Genomic DNA, 14653 nt, shown 5'->3' with positions numbered 1-14653 from the left:
CAATAGCTTTAGTTATAAACTGCAAGTCAAATTAACCCTTGCATCAAGCGCTTTAGTTTAGTCATAATTTTGCAATAATCATCAGCGATAATAGCTGCATTATTAGTCAACAAAGCTTTATAAGACCCTCATGAGCGAATCTATGGTGCAATTAACCTTTGCACTACCGTCATTTGAAGATCCAATGTCTGCGGCATTAAGCCACAGCATGGAATTTGAAACGCTGTCATTGCATGCTAATAGCCAGCATCAAATTACTTTGCAATGCGTTTTGCCTGAAGCGGCCCATGAAGGTGATATTATTTCGCTGAGCGCAACTTTACCAAATGCACGAGCAGCTCAGTACTACACAGAAAAAAAGCTCAATCAATTTGATTTAGAACAGGGACGGGTCACGCTTAGGTTGAACCAAATAGCGCATAGTCGTGGTTTTGTAATGCAAATGATTTTGCACGGTAAACACGGCACGTTAAAGAATAGTTTGCAGTTCGATATGCATATTAACCAATTTGGTAGTGGATATACTATACCAGTAACTTCGATTACCCCACCAAAGCCGCACCGCGTTCGTCAGTACCTCGCCAGTATGGGAACAGCTTTAATCTCACTTTTTTAGCTCTTGTTATAAATTTTACCACTAAGCTTTAATTAGTTAATCAGCAAAGCTCACTTTACCCATAGTAATATCTAAAATTCCACCTCTTTTATTTTTAGCACTTTGTCGCTGCCCTGCTAAACATTCGTTTGCCAAAATAGCAAACAGCACCGCCTCTTTGGCATCAGGGTGAACACCCAAATCATCAGTATTCTTAAACGCCTTAATATTTGGGCAGTGTATTAGTAATTGCTCCATCAATAATGGATTATGAATACCTCCACCACTGGCATATACCACACAGTTTTGAACCCCTTTAGCACAGTCATTTAACGCCCTAGCAATCGTAGTCGCAGAAAGCGCATTTAATGTCGCCAACACATCTTCATGGCTTAAATCTTGGGTTGCGGTTTGGGCTTGGGCTGCACGTAATAAGGCTAAATTAAACACCTCAGGTCCTGTTGTTTTTGGTAGTGGTAATTTAAAAAACGCGTTATCGCTGAGTGCTTTAAGCAGTATTACATTCACCTTGCCTGCTTTGGCAAGCTTTGCACCCTCATCATAATGCATTCCTTTAAAGTAATACTGTACGTAGGCATCCATAATGGTGTTACCTGGGCCTATGTCGCTACTAAACACGCTACTAGCATCACCGCTTTTAGGTAAAAACGTTAAATTAGCAATGCCACCCATGTTTAATAAAATGCGGTTTTCGTCAGGGCTGGCAAAAAATAAATAATCGCCATACACTGCTAACGGCGCACCTTCTCCACCAGCGGCAATATGCTTTTGCCTAAAATCGCCAACAGTGGTAATGCCTGTAGTAACGGCTATTTGGTCACTATCACCTATTTGCAAGGTGCCATGTTTAAAGTCATGGTGGTTATGCTGCGACTGCGGACAGTGATAAATAGTTTGCCCGTGGCTTGCTATGGCATCAATACTCGCAGGGTCAATACCCCATGTAATTAAACACTGATTAACCATAGCACCATGGAGTTTTCCTACCCAAGGGTGTAACAAAGTTAGCACTTCTAAATCGCATTCGCGCTTAGCAAATACCTGCTTTATTTTAGTTTTATATTCGTCGTTATACTCAACCGTAATAAAATTTAACACCTCTATTTGTGTATGCAAACCTGCACCGGTTATTTTACATAGCGCTACATCTAAACCATCCAAAGAGGTGCCACTCATTAATCCAATAATTAAACGGCTGGGCTTTTTAGCGCTATTATAAAGGGCTTCGATATGAGGATGCATAGAGACTCTGTCTGGGTGTTTTTTACATTTTAAAAGAGTTTTAAGCAAAGTTATACCTGTATACACTTTAATTTTAATGAATTGTTTTTCATTGTTTAAGCGTTTAAAGCTTGCTAAGTTGTTGGCTGATAATAACAAACTCATTTGTAGCATGATCACTTTACGAGCATTTAAACAACACGATACCTGCCAAATAGTCACCATTTTGAACGATCAACAAGTAGCTCGCTATTTGTCCTCTAAAATTCCATTTCCTTATACTCAAGCAGATGCAAACTGGTGGGTAAACGAAGGAGCAAAATGTGGCATCATTAAAGCTATTGAAGTTGATGGCCAATGTGTTGGTTGTATTGGTGTTATCCCTGGTGAGTTTGAGTATAGCCGCAGTGGCGAAATAGGTTATTGGCTTAGTCAGCAATATTGGGGGCAAGGTATTATTACCCAAGCCATAGAGTTGATTACTAAAGAAGTGTTTGAAAGTACTAACTTAAACCGTATTCATGCGGCTGTATTTGCTGGTAATGTTGGCTCAATGAGCGCGTTGCTTAAAAATGGCTTTAATAACGAAGCTATTTTAAAGAAAGCAATTTATAAAAATGGTCACTATTTAGATAGCCATGTATTTAGTGTGCTAAAACAGAGTAATTGTTCTAATTAAATTCTTTCGACGGTTGAATTAACCACCTCTCGCCCAAAGCTCGTGTATCAAGGTACAAATCTTTTCTACCTATCCGCGCATTATTGTTGAGCAATGTATAGTTTTAAAGCTTAAACATTCGGTATATAGGTCGTTTTTTCACTCTATCATGGAGATTTTTATGTCCACAACCAGTCGTCAATTTACTTTAGCATCGCGCCCACATGGCGCTCCTACCAATGAAAATTTTGAACTTAAAAACGTAGAGTTACCATCATTAAAAGATGGTGAAGTATTGCTGCGTACTATTTATTTATCACTAGACCCTTATATGCGTGGCCGCATGAGCGATGCTAAATCGTATGCCGACCCTGTAGAAATTGGTGATGTAATGGTTGGTGCAACGGTTTGCCAAGTCGAATCATCTAAAAATGATAAGTTTAGCGAAGGCGAATGGGTATTAGCATATACAGGCTGGCAAACTTACGCTATCTCAAATGGCGAGGGCTTAATGTCATTAGGTAAAGAGCCAACAAATCCGTCATACGCACTTGGTATTATGGGTATGCCTGGCTTTACCGCCTACATGGGATTACTAGATATTGGCGCACCTAAAGCGGGTGAAACCGTTGTTGTTGCAGCAGCTACAGGCCCAGTAGGCGCAACGGTTGGTCAAATAGCTAAAATTAAAGGCTGTAAAGTAGTAGGCGTTGCCGGAGGCAGCGAAAAATGTGCGCATGCTGTTGAAAATCTAGGCTTTGATGCATGTATTGACCATAAAGCGGATGACTTTGCCGAGCAGTTAGAAAAAGCATGTGAGCAAGGCATTGATGTTTATTATGAAAATGTGGGCGGAAAAGTGTTTGATGCCGTATTACCTTTGCTTAATACCTCAGCACGCGTGCCTATCTGTGGTTTGGTATCGCAATATAATGCCACCAGCTTGCCTGAAGGCCCAGATAGATTAGGTATGTTAATGGGACAATTGTTAACTAAGCGAATTAAAATGCAGGGCTTTATAATTTTTGATGACTATGGCGATCGTTATGACGAATTTGCACAAGACATGCAAACGTGGCTACAAGACGGAAAAGTTCAATACCGCGAACATCTTGTAGATGGTTTCGAAAAAACCATCAGCGCATTTAACGACATGATCAGCGGGAAGAACTTCGGTAAAACCGTAGTAAAGATTAACAGCCCCCTATAATAACATTCAGGCTGTGTTGTAATTCAACACAGCTCAATAAGGAAGAAAATGATTAAACTACACCACTTAAACAAGTCTCGTTCTAAACGTATTATTTGGTTATTAGAAGAGCTTGAGGTTGATTACGAAATTGTTGCTTATCAGCGCAATACTGAAACTTTTTTAGCCCCTGATGAGCTTAAAAATGTGCATTCGCTGGGCAAATCGCCAGTTATAGAAGATGATGGCTTAGTGATCGCCGAGTCTGGCGCTATCACAGATTACCTGATCACTAAATATGGCAAAGGTAAGTTTGCACCAGCCACAGGAACTGCAGAATTTGTAGACTATCAACAATGGCTTCACTTTGCAGAAAGCTCTGCAATTTTACCTCTTCTGCTAAAAATGTTTGTCCAGAAAGATGGTGCTAAAACGCAATTTTTAGAGGGCTATGCCGATGCTGAAACCGCTAAAGTAATTAGCTACTTTAACAGCCGCCTTGAAGGCAAACGTTATTTAGTGGGCGATACTCTCACTGGTGCCGATTTTATGATGTCGTTTATTGTTGAAATCGTTAAAAACGCTGGCCAACTAGGGCACTTTAAAAACCTAGTTAAATACGATAAGCAATTACAATCTCACGAAAAGTTTCATACTGCCAACGAGCTTGAAGCTAAATACGATTAATTTTATGTTCGCTTTGATTGTGGCTAACGCAATCAGAGCGACAACCTCGTTACTCGGGCCTGTCTAAATAAATTTGTTTAAACGCATTAAAATTCAATTCAAATAATTCAACCAACGTCGGATCGAAATGATTACCTGCGCCTTTAATTATTTCCGCCTTTGCTTCATCCATGCTCCAAGGCTCTTTATAACAACGACGACAACATAACGCATCAAATACATCAGCAATCGCAGTAATTCGCCCCTCTAAACTGATCTCTTGCTGTTTTTTTGCGTGTGGATAACCAGCTCCATCCCAACGTTCGTGATGATCAATTGCAATGTTAGCAGCCATATCAATTACAGGATTAGCTGTTCCTTTGAGGATTTCCCAGCCTTTGGTGGTGTGCTGTTTCATAATTTCCCATTCATCAGCATCCAATTTAGCTGGCTTATTTAAAATTAAATCTGGAACTCCCACCTTTCCTACATCGTGTAACTGTGCTGCTAAACTAATTTTATCGCAATATGATTGATTTTGATTATTTAGCTGCGCTAATAGTTTTGCATATAAACCAACCCTGATTACATGTGAGCCGGTTTCTTTGGAGCGTGACTCCATCGCTCCTCCCATCAGTGAAATAGCCAGTTGCTGGGTTTCTTCAATTGAATTAGCTAATAAGAGGCTTTCAAAGGTCAGTACTACATTACCCAAAAATAAATCTACTAGCTGTTGAGCTTCTTTTTTTACCGGCTGCAGCGACTGAAACGCTAAGATGGAATCTAAACCTTTTTGCGAATGATGAAAATAAACATAATGATCTTCTGCTATAAAATTCTGCTTAGTTTGCTTTGCCCTTAAAAAATACTCTTGATGTTTTTGTGGAATACTGTCAATTCCATTGCCCGTGAATAAATGTATGCCAGAAAGCTCTCCCTCAATCATCTGCAGCTTTTCATCTAACTGGCAAATACCAAAGACCTTAGGCGCATCAATATACAAATTGGCGGAGCTCATATTCAGTACTAGTTTTAGCTCTTCCATTACAACAGAGGTAAACTCAACCAAGTCACCAATTTGGGTAATAGTAGAAATTGCTATTATTAGCCTTTTTAAGTTGTGCCGATGGTTTTGTAGCATACAAATATCGCGATAGGCGCGCAAAGAGGTATAAAAAATCAATTCAAGATCTTGGCTTTGCAGTTGGCTCTTCGCTTTATAACCATCAATATCATAATCGCGAATAACACTGCGCTCTGGCGCAACCCCTGGCTGACCTGTGCGTAAAATAATTCGGCTATATACATTTTGTAAGTCTTGGCGAACAAATCGTGCAAAATCTAATCCTGCATGCTCAGTTTCCATTACTACATCTAATAAAATTAATGCATAGCGCTCTGAGCTTTGTAGTTTCTCTCTGGCCTCTGCCGCACTGTAGACACTATGTAATTCAATAGGTCGTTGCTCAAATTCAAAGCGCTTCATTGCAAGTTGAGTTACTTGATGTACAGATTCATCATCATCAACCACTAAGATTTTCCATGGTTCAACATGCTTGCTGTCGACCGCTTGTTTTACAACTTCATCATCTTGTAACCAATCCATAAACACACTCTACTAGTTATTAATTCGGTAGCGTTAAGGGGAATTGAATAAAAAAATAAACTCCCGTTGATTGTTTTTCCTTTATAAAAATTTGCCCCTTTAGCCGATGTACAACAAGGTTGTACACAATGTTCATTCCTAAACCACTGCCACCACCTGCTCTATTTGTGGTGTAAAAAGGATCAAATACTTTTTTCTCTGCCTCTTCAGTCATGCCTCTTCCGTTATCTTGATAATGAATGCAAACAGAATCTGAGTAGTCTATATGAACACTTATTTGCCCTTTTTGGCTGCCATTTTTAAAACCATGAATAATTGAATTCATTACTAAATTAGTGAAGATTTGTGCTAAAGCACCAGGATCAGAATACACTTCAAGCTCAGGTTCTTTCGCACTAATAGTAATGTCAACGGGTGTTGCTTTGAGGGTATGGTAAAGGCTTTTTTGCACCTCATTTAAATAACTACTTATATATAAATTACGTAATTCTTCGGTTGTTTGATCAACCGCAACACGTTTAAAACTGCTTATTAAACCTGCGGCGCGCTGCATATTTTTTAGTAAAATGTCACAACTTAAATCAACTTCACTAATAAACTCGCTAAACTGCGTTTTACTCAAGGAGCCAGAAGCCACCTTGTTTTTAGTTTCAATCAGCATTTCTCTTAAATGCGACGTCGCAGTTACGCAAACGCCTAACGGCGTATTCACCTCATGGGCTACACCACTAACTAAACTTCCAAGTGACGACATTTTTTCTGCTTCAACAAGCTCTTGCTGAGTGCGACGAAGCTCTATGGTTTGCTCAACTAGAGCCTGCTCTGCCTCGTGGCGTTTACTCGACATTAAATTAATAGAATCACTTAAACGATCATAAGGACCGCGCTTTGAAACTGTTTTAGAAAAATCACCTGCTGCAATCGCAGAGCAAACCTGATCAATATCTTTACTGGCTTTAATTAAACGCTCAAAACTTCTAAACATAGTGCCAAGCTCATCATTTTGAGTCATATATTTTTGAACATGAATGGATAAATCGCCATTAGCTAACTGTTCAACAGATTTAATAGCAATATTAATACGCTTAGTTGTTCGGTTAATAAAATACCAAAAGAGTAAAAAAACCAGTAATACACTTGCAAAAGCCGCTGCCAGTAATGGTTTAAATTGCGCTTGAATAGGCCCAATAATATCGGCTTCAGAGCGGCGCACTATCACTGTCCAATTACCAGTGGCAACCTTGGCTTTATCAAAATAGAAAACCCCGGAATCAAAAGGATCGTTCGCAGATAGTATCTCTCTTTCTTGCCCCTGTAACTTTAGCTGTTTGGCTATACTTGCGTAATCTGTATCTAAAATGGCCTTCGTTTTTAATCCTGAATGATTTAATGTCGTTGCAATCACGTTGTCGCGCTGACTGAGTAACAAAACATCTATTTTTAATTGCTGCTTTATGGTTTGCAAGAATTCAGTGATGTCAGCGAGCGCTCTATCTACGCTTGCCATACCGACAAATTTATCATTAATGATAATGGGCGAACTTTGTTCAACCAGCATTCTTCCCTCGTAAACATAGGGCTCAGTGATCATCGTCTCTGTATTGCCATCACGTAAAAACTGTTGGCGTACTCCCTCATAATAAAGACTAGATTCCATGTCCACCAAGGGCTCAAGTAACAAGCGTTCAGAATCATTAAAGTCACGGTGCCAATAAGGTAAAAAACGACCGGTTTGATTTACATAAACGCCTTCTTTTAATGACGGAGCATTAATATAGGCTTGATCTTGATTATCGGCATTAGGCTCATAACCAAAAGAAGCCCCCACGAATGAAGGATTCATTTTAAGCACTGCACGAACAAAATTAATACTTGCCTCTCTATCACCAAACAACCCATTTTGCTGTGCTAAGGCCATAATTTCGGTAGTGCGTACTGCCAATTGCGTCTCTTCATTTACTTTTGCAGAAATAGTATCGGCGGTCTGACTCAAGTTAAGCTTTGCTTGCATAACAGCCTGATTAAGGCTGGTTGAATACCAGTAACTCAAAATACCCGCGATGATGAGCATAACGGGCAATGCCAAATACAGCAGCATTTTTCCTTGCAAAGAATGTATGAGTGTTAGTCGCATAATTTTAGGCTTAAACAAGCAAGCCAATGTCCTGAGGATTTGAAGTAGTAAGCTTAAAAATTAGACTATAAAAACTTTCTAGGCAAATGAATTGTGTAGAAATAAATGTGAAAGAAGGGTATTAAAATACCAGCTGCCTAGTAGATAAGATTGTTAAATAGGGTATGGTTTAAAGACAAAAACACTCTGCAAAACTTTTATTTTTAATCGGCCAATCGATAACCCACAGCTGGTTCAGTTAAGATATATTTTGGACTAGCGGGGTTAGCCTCTAATTTTTGTCTGAGCTGTGCCACATGGACTCGTACGTATTCAGGACGGTCTATGTACTGCGCTCCCCAAATATGGCTTAAGATTGCATTATGGGTGAGTACTGTATTTTTATTTTGAAACAGTAATAATAATATTGCGTACTCTTTTTTAGTGAGTTTTATCTCATTTCCAGAAGAGGTTACTCTGTGCTTTTGTGGATCTATTTTTATATTCCCGCAGGTAAATGCCACACTCGGCTGGCTCTGGGTACGTAATAAAACCCGAATCCGGGCTAGCAACTCATTGGCGCTAAACGGTTTGGTAATATAGTCATTTGCCCCATTATCAAGCGCAGTGACCTTTTCAACTTCGCCATCTCGAGCTGATAGCACTAAAACAGGTAAGGCACTCCATTGTCGAAACTCAATTAACCAGTCTTGACCATCCATGTCTAGCAGGCCTAAGTCTAACAATACAAGATCGTAACTTTGCTCACTTAAACGTGCAAAACCATCTAACCCTTTATCACAAATACTTAGCTCGTAACCACTGGCTTGCAACAAGGTTTTTAAAAAGCTTTGTAGAGGGGGAGAATCTTCTAATATCAAGATTTTAGTCATTACTTTTTTCCCAGATTAACTTTGCGTGCGCCATATTTGCTTCGTTATTAATTGTTAATGTAAATGTGCCCTGGTGAAATTTAGCAACCACATCACAAATAATGCTGCCTAACCCAACGCCTTCATCGTTACTTGTTTGCCCTTTAATTACCAAGTTATTAGTTAGAAGTAACTGATAAACTACCTTTTGCTGATTAGTACTTTGCGTAAATTCAACGCTCACCTTTTTATCACCATAACGCCATGCATTTTCGAGCATATTAGCCAGCGCAATTTCTAACAAAGTCACATCCCCTTTGCATGTTGTCTGAGCGTCTATATTGGTATTTATGATAAAATCAGTGAGTTGCTGCTGTCTTCTAGCTTTAGCTTCACTAAGTAGTGCTTGTAAGTTTATTGTTTGCCAACTTAGATTTTCACCCATTTTATTAACTCGGCTTAACTCCATTACTTTATCAAAGTGCTCATTTAGTATTTTACTTTGCTCATAAATATTACTCGCTTGCTCTTTTATCACGCTGTCACTGAGGGTAATCTCATCATCTGCAAGCATGCTCGATGCGCCCATAATAGTCGCCAGTGGTGTGCGTAAATCGTGAGACAAACTGCGTAAAAGTGCATTTTTAGCGCGCTCTAATTCCGCTTGCACCGAAATAGCAGCCGACTGTTGGCGTAATAATGTTTTTTCATGTACCTGATAAAGAAGCGAAATAGCGGTGTCCGCAAAGGATTTTTGCCCTTGCGTTAACCGTTTAGTAAAATTAAACCCGCCCCAGCTAGGGTTAACTTCACTAAGCAATATAAACTCACTATTGCCCTGCGATGCTGCAGGTATAAATGTACAAGATGCGTTTAAATGCTTGCTGATCCGCTGCACAAAGTGCTTTTTTTGTTCATCCAGCGTATCTAGGCTGTTTAAGTCTTTGGCCAGTTCGTACAAGGTGCGACTATTACTTGCATGTAATTGCACATCCCTAACTTTAGTACTGAGCTCCCCTGCCAATTGGCTGATCACAAAACCAACAATCAGCATAACCATAAAGGTTACTAAATATTCTATGTTTTCAATATGAAAAGTAAAATTTGGGGCAACAAAAAACCAATCTGTACACGCCACACTCACTAAGGTGGTCAGTATGGCAAGACGACGATTACTGCGCACAGCAACCCAAGTCACCCACAATAACTGAAGCATCACGATATCGGTGGTAGTAAACCAATTACGTACAGGGTAAATGGCAATAACCACAATTAATGGCATTATTACTGCCAAAAACAATGCGTTATACCAACGTGGTTTAGCCTCTGCCTGATTCATTAATTATTCCTCTAACATTTGAGAACCTAGATTACTGCCTTTTCGATATTGCCTCTATAAAGTTTTTATAAAGTTTTTTATCTGATTCGTTAAATCTTTATAAAGCTTTTAACGCCTACCTACATTGTTACTTTAATAACTCATATTCTAACTTCAGCAGAAGGAGTAATACGTATGTTGGGTTGGATAAAAATAGTGATGCTTACAGCCTATGTATTAACTGTTTATTGACCAAATGAACTTTACCACTTCTCTCTTTTAACTTTAATTTAGGTATCAACATGGCACATTTTACAGTGATCGGATTGGGTCGATTTGGCATTGCAGCAAGCCTTGAGTTAATTCATTTAGGGCATACAGTCACTGGGGTTGATAGTAACCCTAAACTAGCTGAAAAATATGTTGAGCATTTATCAGAAACCGTTGTTTGCGACTCCACTGATGAAGCCGCACTTAAAGAGCTTGATTTAGCGAGCAGTCAGGCCGTTTTAGTGGCAATAGGAGAAGACATGCAATCGAGCATTCTGTGCACCCTTGCATTAAAAAACCTAGCTGTTAAGCAAATATGGGTAAAAGCGAGCACTAAAGCCCATCACACAATTATTTCTAAATTAGGTGTAACACGCATTATTCATCCTGAAGAAGAAATGGGCGTGCGAGTTGCACAAGCGCTTAATTACCCTGTAGTGAACGACTATATTTCCCTAGGCAATGGCATATACGTTGTTGAAGTAAGTATAAAAGCGCACTTACATAAAACAAAACTAGGGCATTTACTAAAAGAAATGAAACGCACTGTAGACCCATTATTGGTTAAGCGCGCCAAGCAAACGTTTGCCAAACTTGATGATGACTTTGAGTTACTTACCTACGACACCTTACTGTTATCAGGTAATCGAGTCGAACTAAACTATCTTGCACCAAGGCTTTTATAATCATGGTTTTATGGCATCCCCTCAAAACGCCTATTGAGCGAAAAGTCAGTGGGCATAAAAAACTCAATGCGGCTCCACCGCTTATTTTATGTTGCAGTTTTTTAATATTAATAACGCTTGGGGCATTGGCGTTAAAACTGCCTTTTGCAACCTATGAGCCTATTTCATGGATACAAAGTGCGTTTACAGCAACCTCTGCGGTGACTGTAACTGGACTGGTTGTCGTCGATACAGGTTCAGTGTTTACTCCTTTTGGACAAGGCGTTATTGCGCTATTAATTCAACTAGGCGGTCTAGGTTTAATGACCTTTGCGGTTGTAACTTTAATGGCACTGGGTAATAAAGTTGGCTTTATTCAAAAAACAGTGACTAAAGCTGCTTTTAATCAAACAGATACATCTACTTTGGTAAATACCGCTAAGTCTGTTTTGCTGTTTGCGCTAATCGTTGAATCTGTAGGCATTATTATTTTAACGCTGTATTGGCTACCCGAAATGGGCTTACAAAAAAGCTTTTTTCATGCACTTTTTTATACTATTAGCGCTTTTAACAATGCAGGGTTTGCATTAAGTCCTAACAGCTTAATGCAGTATGTAGAAGACCCTGTTGTGAATTTAACAATTACCTGTTTGTTTATTATTGGTGGCCTTGGCTTTACCGTATTAACAGATTTATATAAGTCAAAGCGTTGGGCTAAGCTCAGTCCCTACAGTAAATTAATGCTGATCAGCACTGTTATTATTAACGTTATTGCATTGTTGCTTATTTACGTAATTGAATACGATAATCCAAAAACACTGCAGCCGTTATCTGAAGTAGGTAAATGGCTAGCAGCTTGGTTTCAAGCCGTTACTCCCCGTACTGCGGGGTTTAATACCATTGCTATTGAAGAATTAAAAAATGCCAGTACCGCTTTAACTATGATGCTTATGTTTATCGGTGGCGGCTCTTTGAGTACAGCAAGTGGCATAAAGGTCGTTACATTTATCGTTTTAATACTAGCAACCTATAGCTACTTAAGACGTGATAAAGGCGTCACCGTGTTACGCCGAGAAATAGACAAAGATTCAGTGTATAAAGCATTAGCCTTAACCGTTATTTCAGCGGGAGTCACTTGGTTGGCTATTTTTACATTACTGGTCGTTGAAGATGCACCTTTTTTAGATGTTGCTTTTGAAGCGGTATCGGCACTGGGTACGGTAGGGCTTTCACGCGGTTTAACGTCATCGTTATCACCGCTGGGGGAGTTTATCATTATGTTTTTAATGTTTATGGGCAGAATAGGCCCGCTCACTCTCGCCTACTTTTTAGCAAGTCCACGCACTAAAAAACTAAGATACCCAAGCGCGCAACTCTCTATTGGTTAACAACACTAACGCGGGTTAATCAGCCCGCATTTTAAATACCCGCTAATTCACGTTCGGTAATACACTCATCAGACGCCATTTCGAATTCTCGACACGTTAATGGGCGATTTTCGTAAATAGTACACATTAACGTATTTCTATCGAGTGCTTGGCACCAACCATCGTCGCCGCGCTTCATTACTTCGCTGCCCCATTTATCGTAATCAATATACTGAAAAGGGACACCAGTATCACTAACAATACGCACTTCTAATTGGCAACAACACGCTTGGCAATTAGCACAAGTGACGGCGGTTGTATCGATATTTTCAACAGCAATGATTGAGTTTGACATACAGACTTTTGATAAATGGTATACAACCTATAGGATACACGAGCGAGGCAGCGGTGACAGTAAAATAACTGTCAGATTTTAAACATCGTCATATGTAATTAACCAATTACTAAAAAAGCGTGCTGGTTAATCAGCACGCTTATTAGTTGTAGATTAAAAAGTGAAAACCACTTTAACGTTATCCGATACTGCTGATGAAGAAACAAAGCCAATGGTGTCAGGGTTCGCTGCGACCATTTTGATTACTTCACTGTCATTTTCTAACTCTTTAGGCGGTGTGCCCTTTCCTGTAAAAATCAGTTTTGACCAATATGCTTTTAACTGAGAAGACGTTTTATTGAGTAATTTACTATTAAATTGCTCGGTTGCAGCACTGCTTGATTCTTGAGATATTGGAATGATCTTATTGCCATTGCTAAATGACTTTTCTTTTCCTGTATAAATTCGACTAATAACAGACTCATCAAAACTACTTTCATTTGAAGGATGCACGATAATAGCAAATTCTGCATAGGCGAAGTTAGTAAACAAGAATATTACACATAATATTAATTTTTTCATTTTACTTCTCCTTAAAATACAACATCGACACCAAGGGTGATTGCTTTACTATCACCGGCCACAGCTAAATCAAACGAGTCATCTTTGACTCTATCGTATTGCACTTTAAATGCAGCTGACGGATGAAAGTCCCACCTAACACCAACAGCAAATGTATTATGCTGCTCTGTATCACCCTCACCTTCTTGTTCAAAGTCTGAAAACATGACATAGGGTGTAATTGAATCAAAACGATAGCCCGCACTGATCATATAAGTATCGAGATTACCATCTAGGTCTAAGCGGTTCAGTTCACTTAAAACAAAAAAATCACCAAAATCAAGGTTTGCAGCTAAGCCATAAAATTTACCATCTCTGCTGTCTTTACCATCCCACAAAACGGGTTCACCCGCGCGAAAACGCTTGTTGGTATATTGCATGTGGGTCACTCTTAGTTCGAGCCAGTCACGATTAAGTAACAGTACGCCGCCTAACATATCTTCCCAAATTTCTCTTGTCGGCTCTTGAAAGAAGAAGTCTGACAAAAGCTTGTTATCGTCATCATCTTCTTTACCGGTATAAATGTTCGCGGATACTCCCCAGTCACCTACAGAGCCTGAGTAAAGTAAATTAACCCCCTCGTAGTTAAATACTTGCCATGTATAATTGTCGGCAGGGGCCCGCATCCATACATATGCATAACCTACATCGAAAAAGTCTGAGTAGTAAAATAGTGGTAAACGCTTCTTACCAGCTTGAACAGTCCAATTATCGTTAATATCGTAAGAAATATAAGCCCATTCAAAATTTGCCTCAAAGTCGTTAACTCCTCTGGCAACTAGCTGACCAGTTACAGAAAGGCCTTCACCTAAGTCGCCTGATACCTGTAATCCAATCAAAGACTCTGGCGAAAAGGATAAATCTTCAGTGTAGGCACTTACATTTGGATAGTCCGCTAGAAAGGTTGGTTCAACGCCATATTGCGGGACACCGGTGCCGCTTAGCACTTTACCCGCATTAATACTCGCAAAACCTGAAATATTAATTTCAGCATAACTACTTGCTGATACAAATACCCCCAATAGTATAATTTTTTGCAGTTTCATTGATCACCTCATTATTATAATGGCCGTCATAGCCAAATTGAGTATAGTAAAGCGAGAAAAAGAAACAAAAAATTAACACTTTTTATTTTAG

The 14653-nt window shown here is 39.4% G+C and carries 14 protein-coding genes; 6 read left to right on the top strand and 8 right to left on the bottom strand.

Annotated elements, in window-relative coordinates:
- The first annotated feature begins 130 nt into the window (after positions 1 to 130).
- Positions 131 to 616 (top strand): hypothetical protein, encoded by a 486-nt coding sequence (locus PUND_RS15890; protein ID WP_010389465.1) that lies wholly within the window; start codon positions 131 to 133, stop codon positions 614 to 616.
- Between the two features lie 36 nt (positions 617 to 652).
- Here PUND_RS15890 and PUND_RS15885 read toward each other — a convergent pair whose 3' ends face one another.
- The gene (locus tag PUND_RS15885) at positions 653 to 1858 is read right to left on the bottom strand and encodes an anhydro-N-acetylmuramic acid kinase (RefSeq protein ID WP_041709366.1); all 1206 of its coding nucleotides are present in this window, start codon (positions 1856 to 1858) and stop codon (positions 653 to 655) included.
- A 151-nt stretch (positions 1859 to 2009) separates the two neighbouring features.
- Here PUND_RS15885 and PUND_RS15880 point away from each other — a divergent pair, with 151 nt between their 5' ends.
- The 3 genes from PUND_RS15880 to PUND_RS15870 all read left to right on the top strand — a co-directional run bounded on the left by PUND_RS15880 (position 2010) and on the right by PUND_RS15870 (position 4371).
- Positions 2010 to 2516, top strand: coding sequence for a GNAT family N-acetyltransferase (locus PUND_RS15880; protein ID WP_010389470.1), 507 nt, complete (start codon positions 2010 to 2012; stop codon positions 2514 to 2516).
- Between the two features lie 160 nt (positions 2517 to 2676).
- Complete coding sequence (locus PUND_RS15875; protein WP_010389471.1) at positions 2677 to 3705, top strand: NADP-dependent oxidoreductase; 1029 nt, start codon at positions 2677 to 2679, stop codon at positions 3703 to 3705.
- A gap of 48 nt (positions 3706 to 3753) precedes the next feature.
- The gene (locus PUND_RS15870; RefSeq protein ID WP_010389473.1) at positions 3754 to 4371 is read left to right on the top strand and encodes a glutathione S-transferase family protein; all 618 of its coding nucleotides are present in this window, start codon (positions 3754 to 3756) and stop codon (positions 4369 to 4371) included.
- Between the two features lie 49 nt (positions 4372 to 4420).
- On the opposite strand, the gene PUND_RS15865 is transcribed toward PUND_RS15870, so the two are convergent.
- The 4 genes from PUND_RS15865 to PUND_RS15850 all read right to left on the bottom strand — a co-directional run bounded on the left by PUND_RS15865 (position 4421) and on the right by PUND_RS15850 (position 10280).
- Positions 4421 to 5956 carry an HD domain-containing phosphohydrolase gene (locus PUND_RS15865; protein ID WP_010389475.1) on the bottom strand — a complete coding sequence of 512 codons (1536 nt, stop codon included), beginning with the start codon at positions 5954 to 5956 and terminating at the stop codon, positions 4421 to 4423.
- Positions 5957 to 5975: 19 nt separating this feature from the next.
- Positions 5976 to 8090 (bottom strand): ATP-binding protein, encoded by a 2115-nt coding sequence (locus PUND_RS15860; RefSeq protein ID WP_240539526.1) that lies wholly within the window; start codon positions 8088 to 8090, stop codon positions 5976 to 5978.
- Between the two features lie 203 nt (positions 8091 to 8293).
- Positions 8294 to 8962 (bottom strand): response regulator, encoded by a 669-nt coding sequence (locus tag PUND_RS15855; protein ID WP_010389477.1) that lies wholly within the window; start codon positions 8960 to 8962, stop codon positions 8294 to 8296.
- Positions 8955 to 10280, bottom strand: coding sequence for a DUF4118 domain-containing protein (locus tag PUND_RS15850; RefSeq protein ID WP_010389478.1), 1326 nt, complete (start codon positions 10278 to 10280; stop codon positions 8955 to 8957). The genes PUND_RS15855 and PUND_RS15850 overlap by 8 nt, the downstream gene beginning before the upstream one ends.
- A 281-nt stretch (positions 10281 to 10561) precedes the next feature.
- On the opposite strand from PUND_RS15850, the gene PUND_RS15845 reads away from it, so the two are divergent.
- Complete coding sequence (locus tag PUND_RS15845) at positions 10562 to 11215, top strand: potassium channel family protein (protein ID WP_010389479.1); 654 nt, start codon at positions 10562 to 10564, stop codon at positions 11213 to 11215.
- Between the two features lie 2 nt (positions 11216 to 11217).
- On the top strand, positions 11218 to 12582 hold the full coding sequence (locus PUND_RS15840; RefSeq protein ID WP_010389481.1) for a TrkH family potassium uptake protein: 1365 nt from the start codon (positions 11218 to 11220) through the stop codon (positions 12580 to 12582).
- Between the two features lie 31 nt (positions 12583 to 12613).
- Here PUND_RS15840 and PUND_RS15835 read toward each other — a convergent pair whose 3' ends face one another.
- The 3 genes from PUND_RS15835 to PUND_RS15825 all read right to left on the bottom strand — a co-directional run bounded on the left by PUND_RS15835 (position 12614) and on the right by PUND_RS15825 (position 14562).
- Positions 12614 to 12916: a YkgJ family cysteine cluster protein gene (locus PUND_RS15835; protein WP_010389482.1), complete on the bottom strand. Its 303-nt coding sequence runs from the start codon at positions 12914 to 12916 to the stop codon at positions 12614 to 12616.
- Between the two features lie 153 nt (positions 12917 to 13069).
- Positions 13070 to 13477 (bottom strand): substrate-binding domain-containing protein, encoded by a 408-nt coding sequence (locus tag PUND_RS15830; RefSeq protein ID WP_010389484.1) that lies wholly within the window; start codon positions 13475 to 13477, stop codon positions 13070 to 13072.
- An 11-nt stretch (positions 13478 to 13488) separates the two neighbouring features.
- Complete coding sequence (locus PUND_RS15825) at positions 13489 to 14562, bottom strand: porin (RefSeq protein WP_010389486.1); 1074 nt, start codon at positions 14560 to 14562, stop codon at positions 13489 to 13491.
- Positions 14563 to 14653: the final 91 nt, after the last annotated feature.

The sequence above is a fragment of the Pseudoalteromonas undina genome, from assembly GCF_000238275.3.
GTDB lineage: Bacteria > Pseudomonadota > Gammaproteobacteria > Enterobacterales > Alteromonadaceae > Pseudoalteromonas > Pseudoalteromonas undina.
The sequence above is the reverse complement of the archived record's forward strand: the minus strand, read 5'-3'. Positions and strand labels throughout refer to the sequence as shown.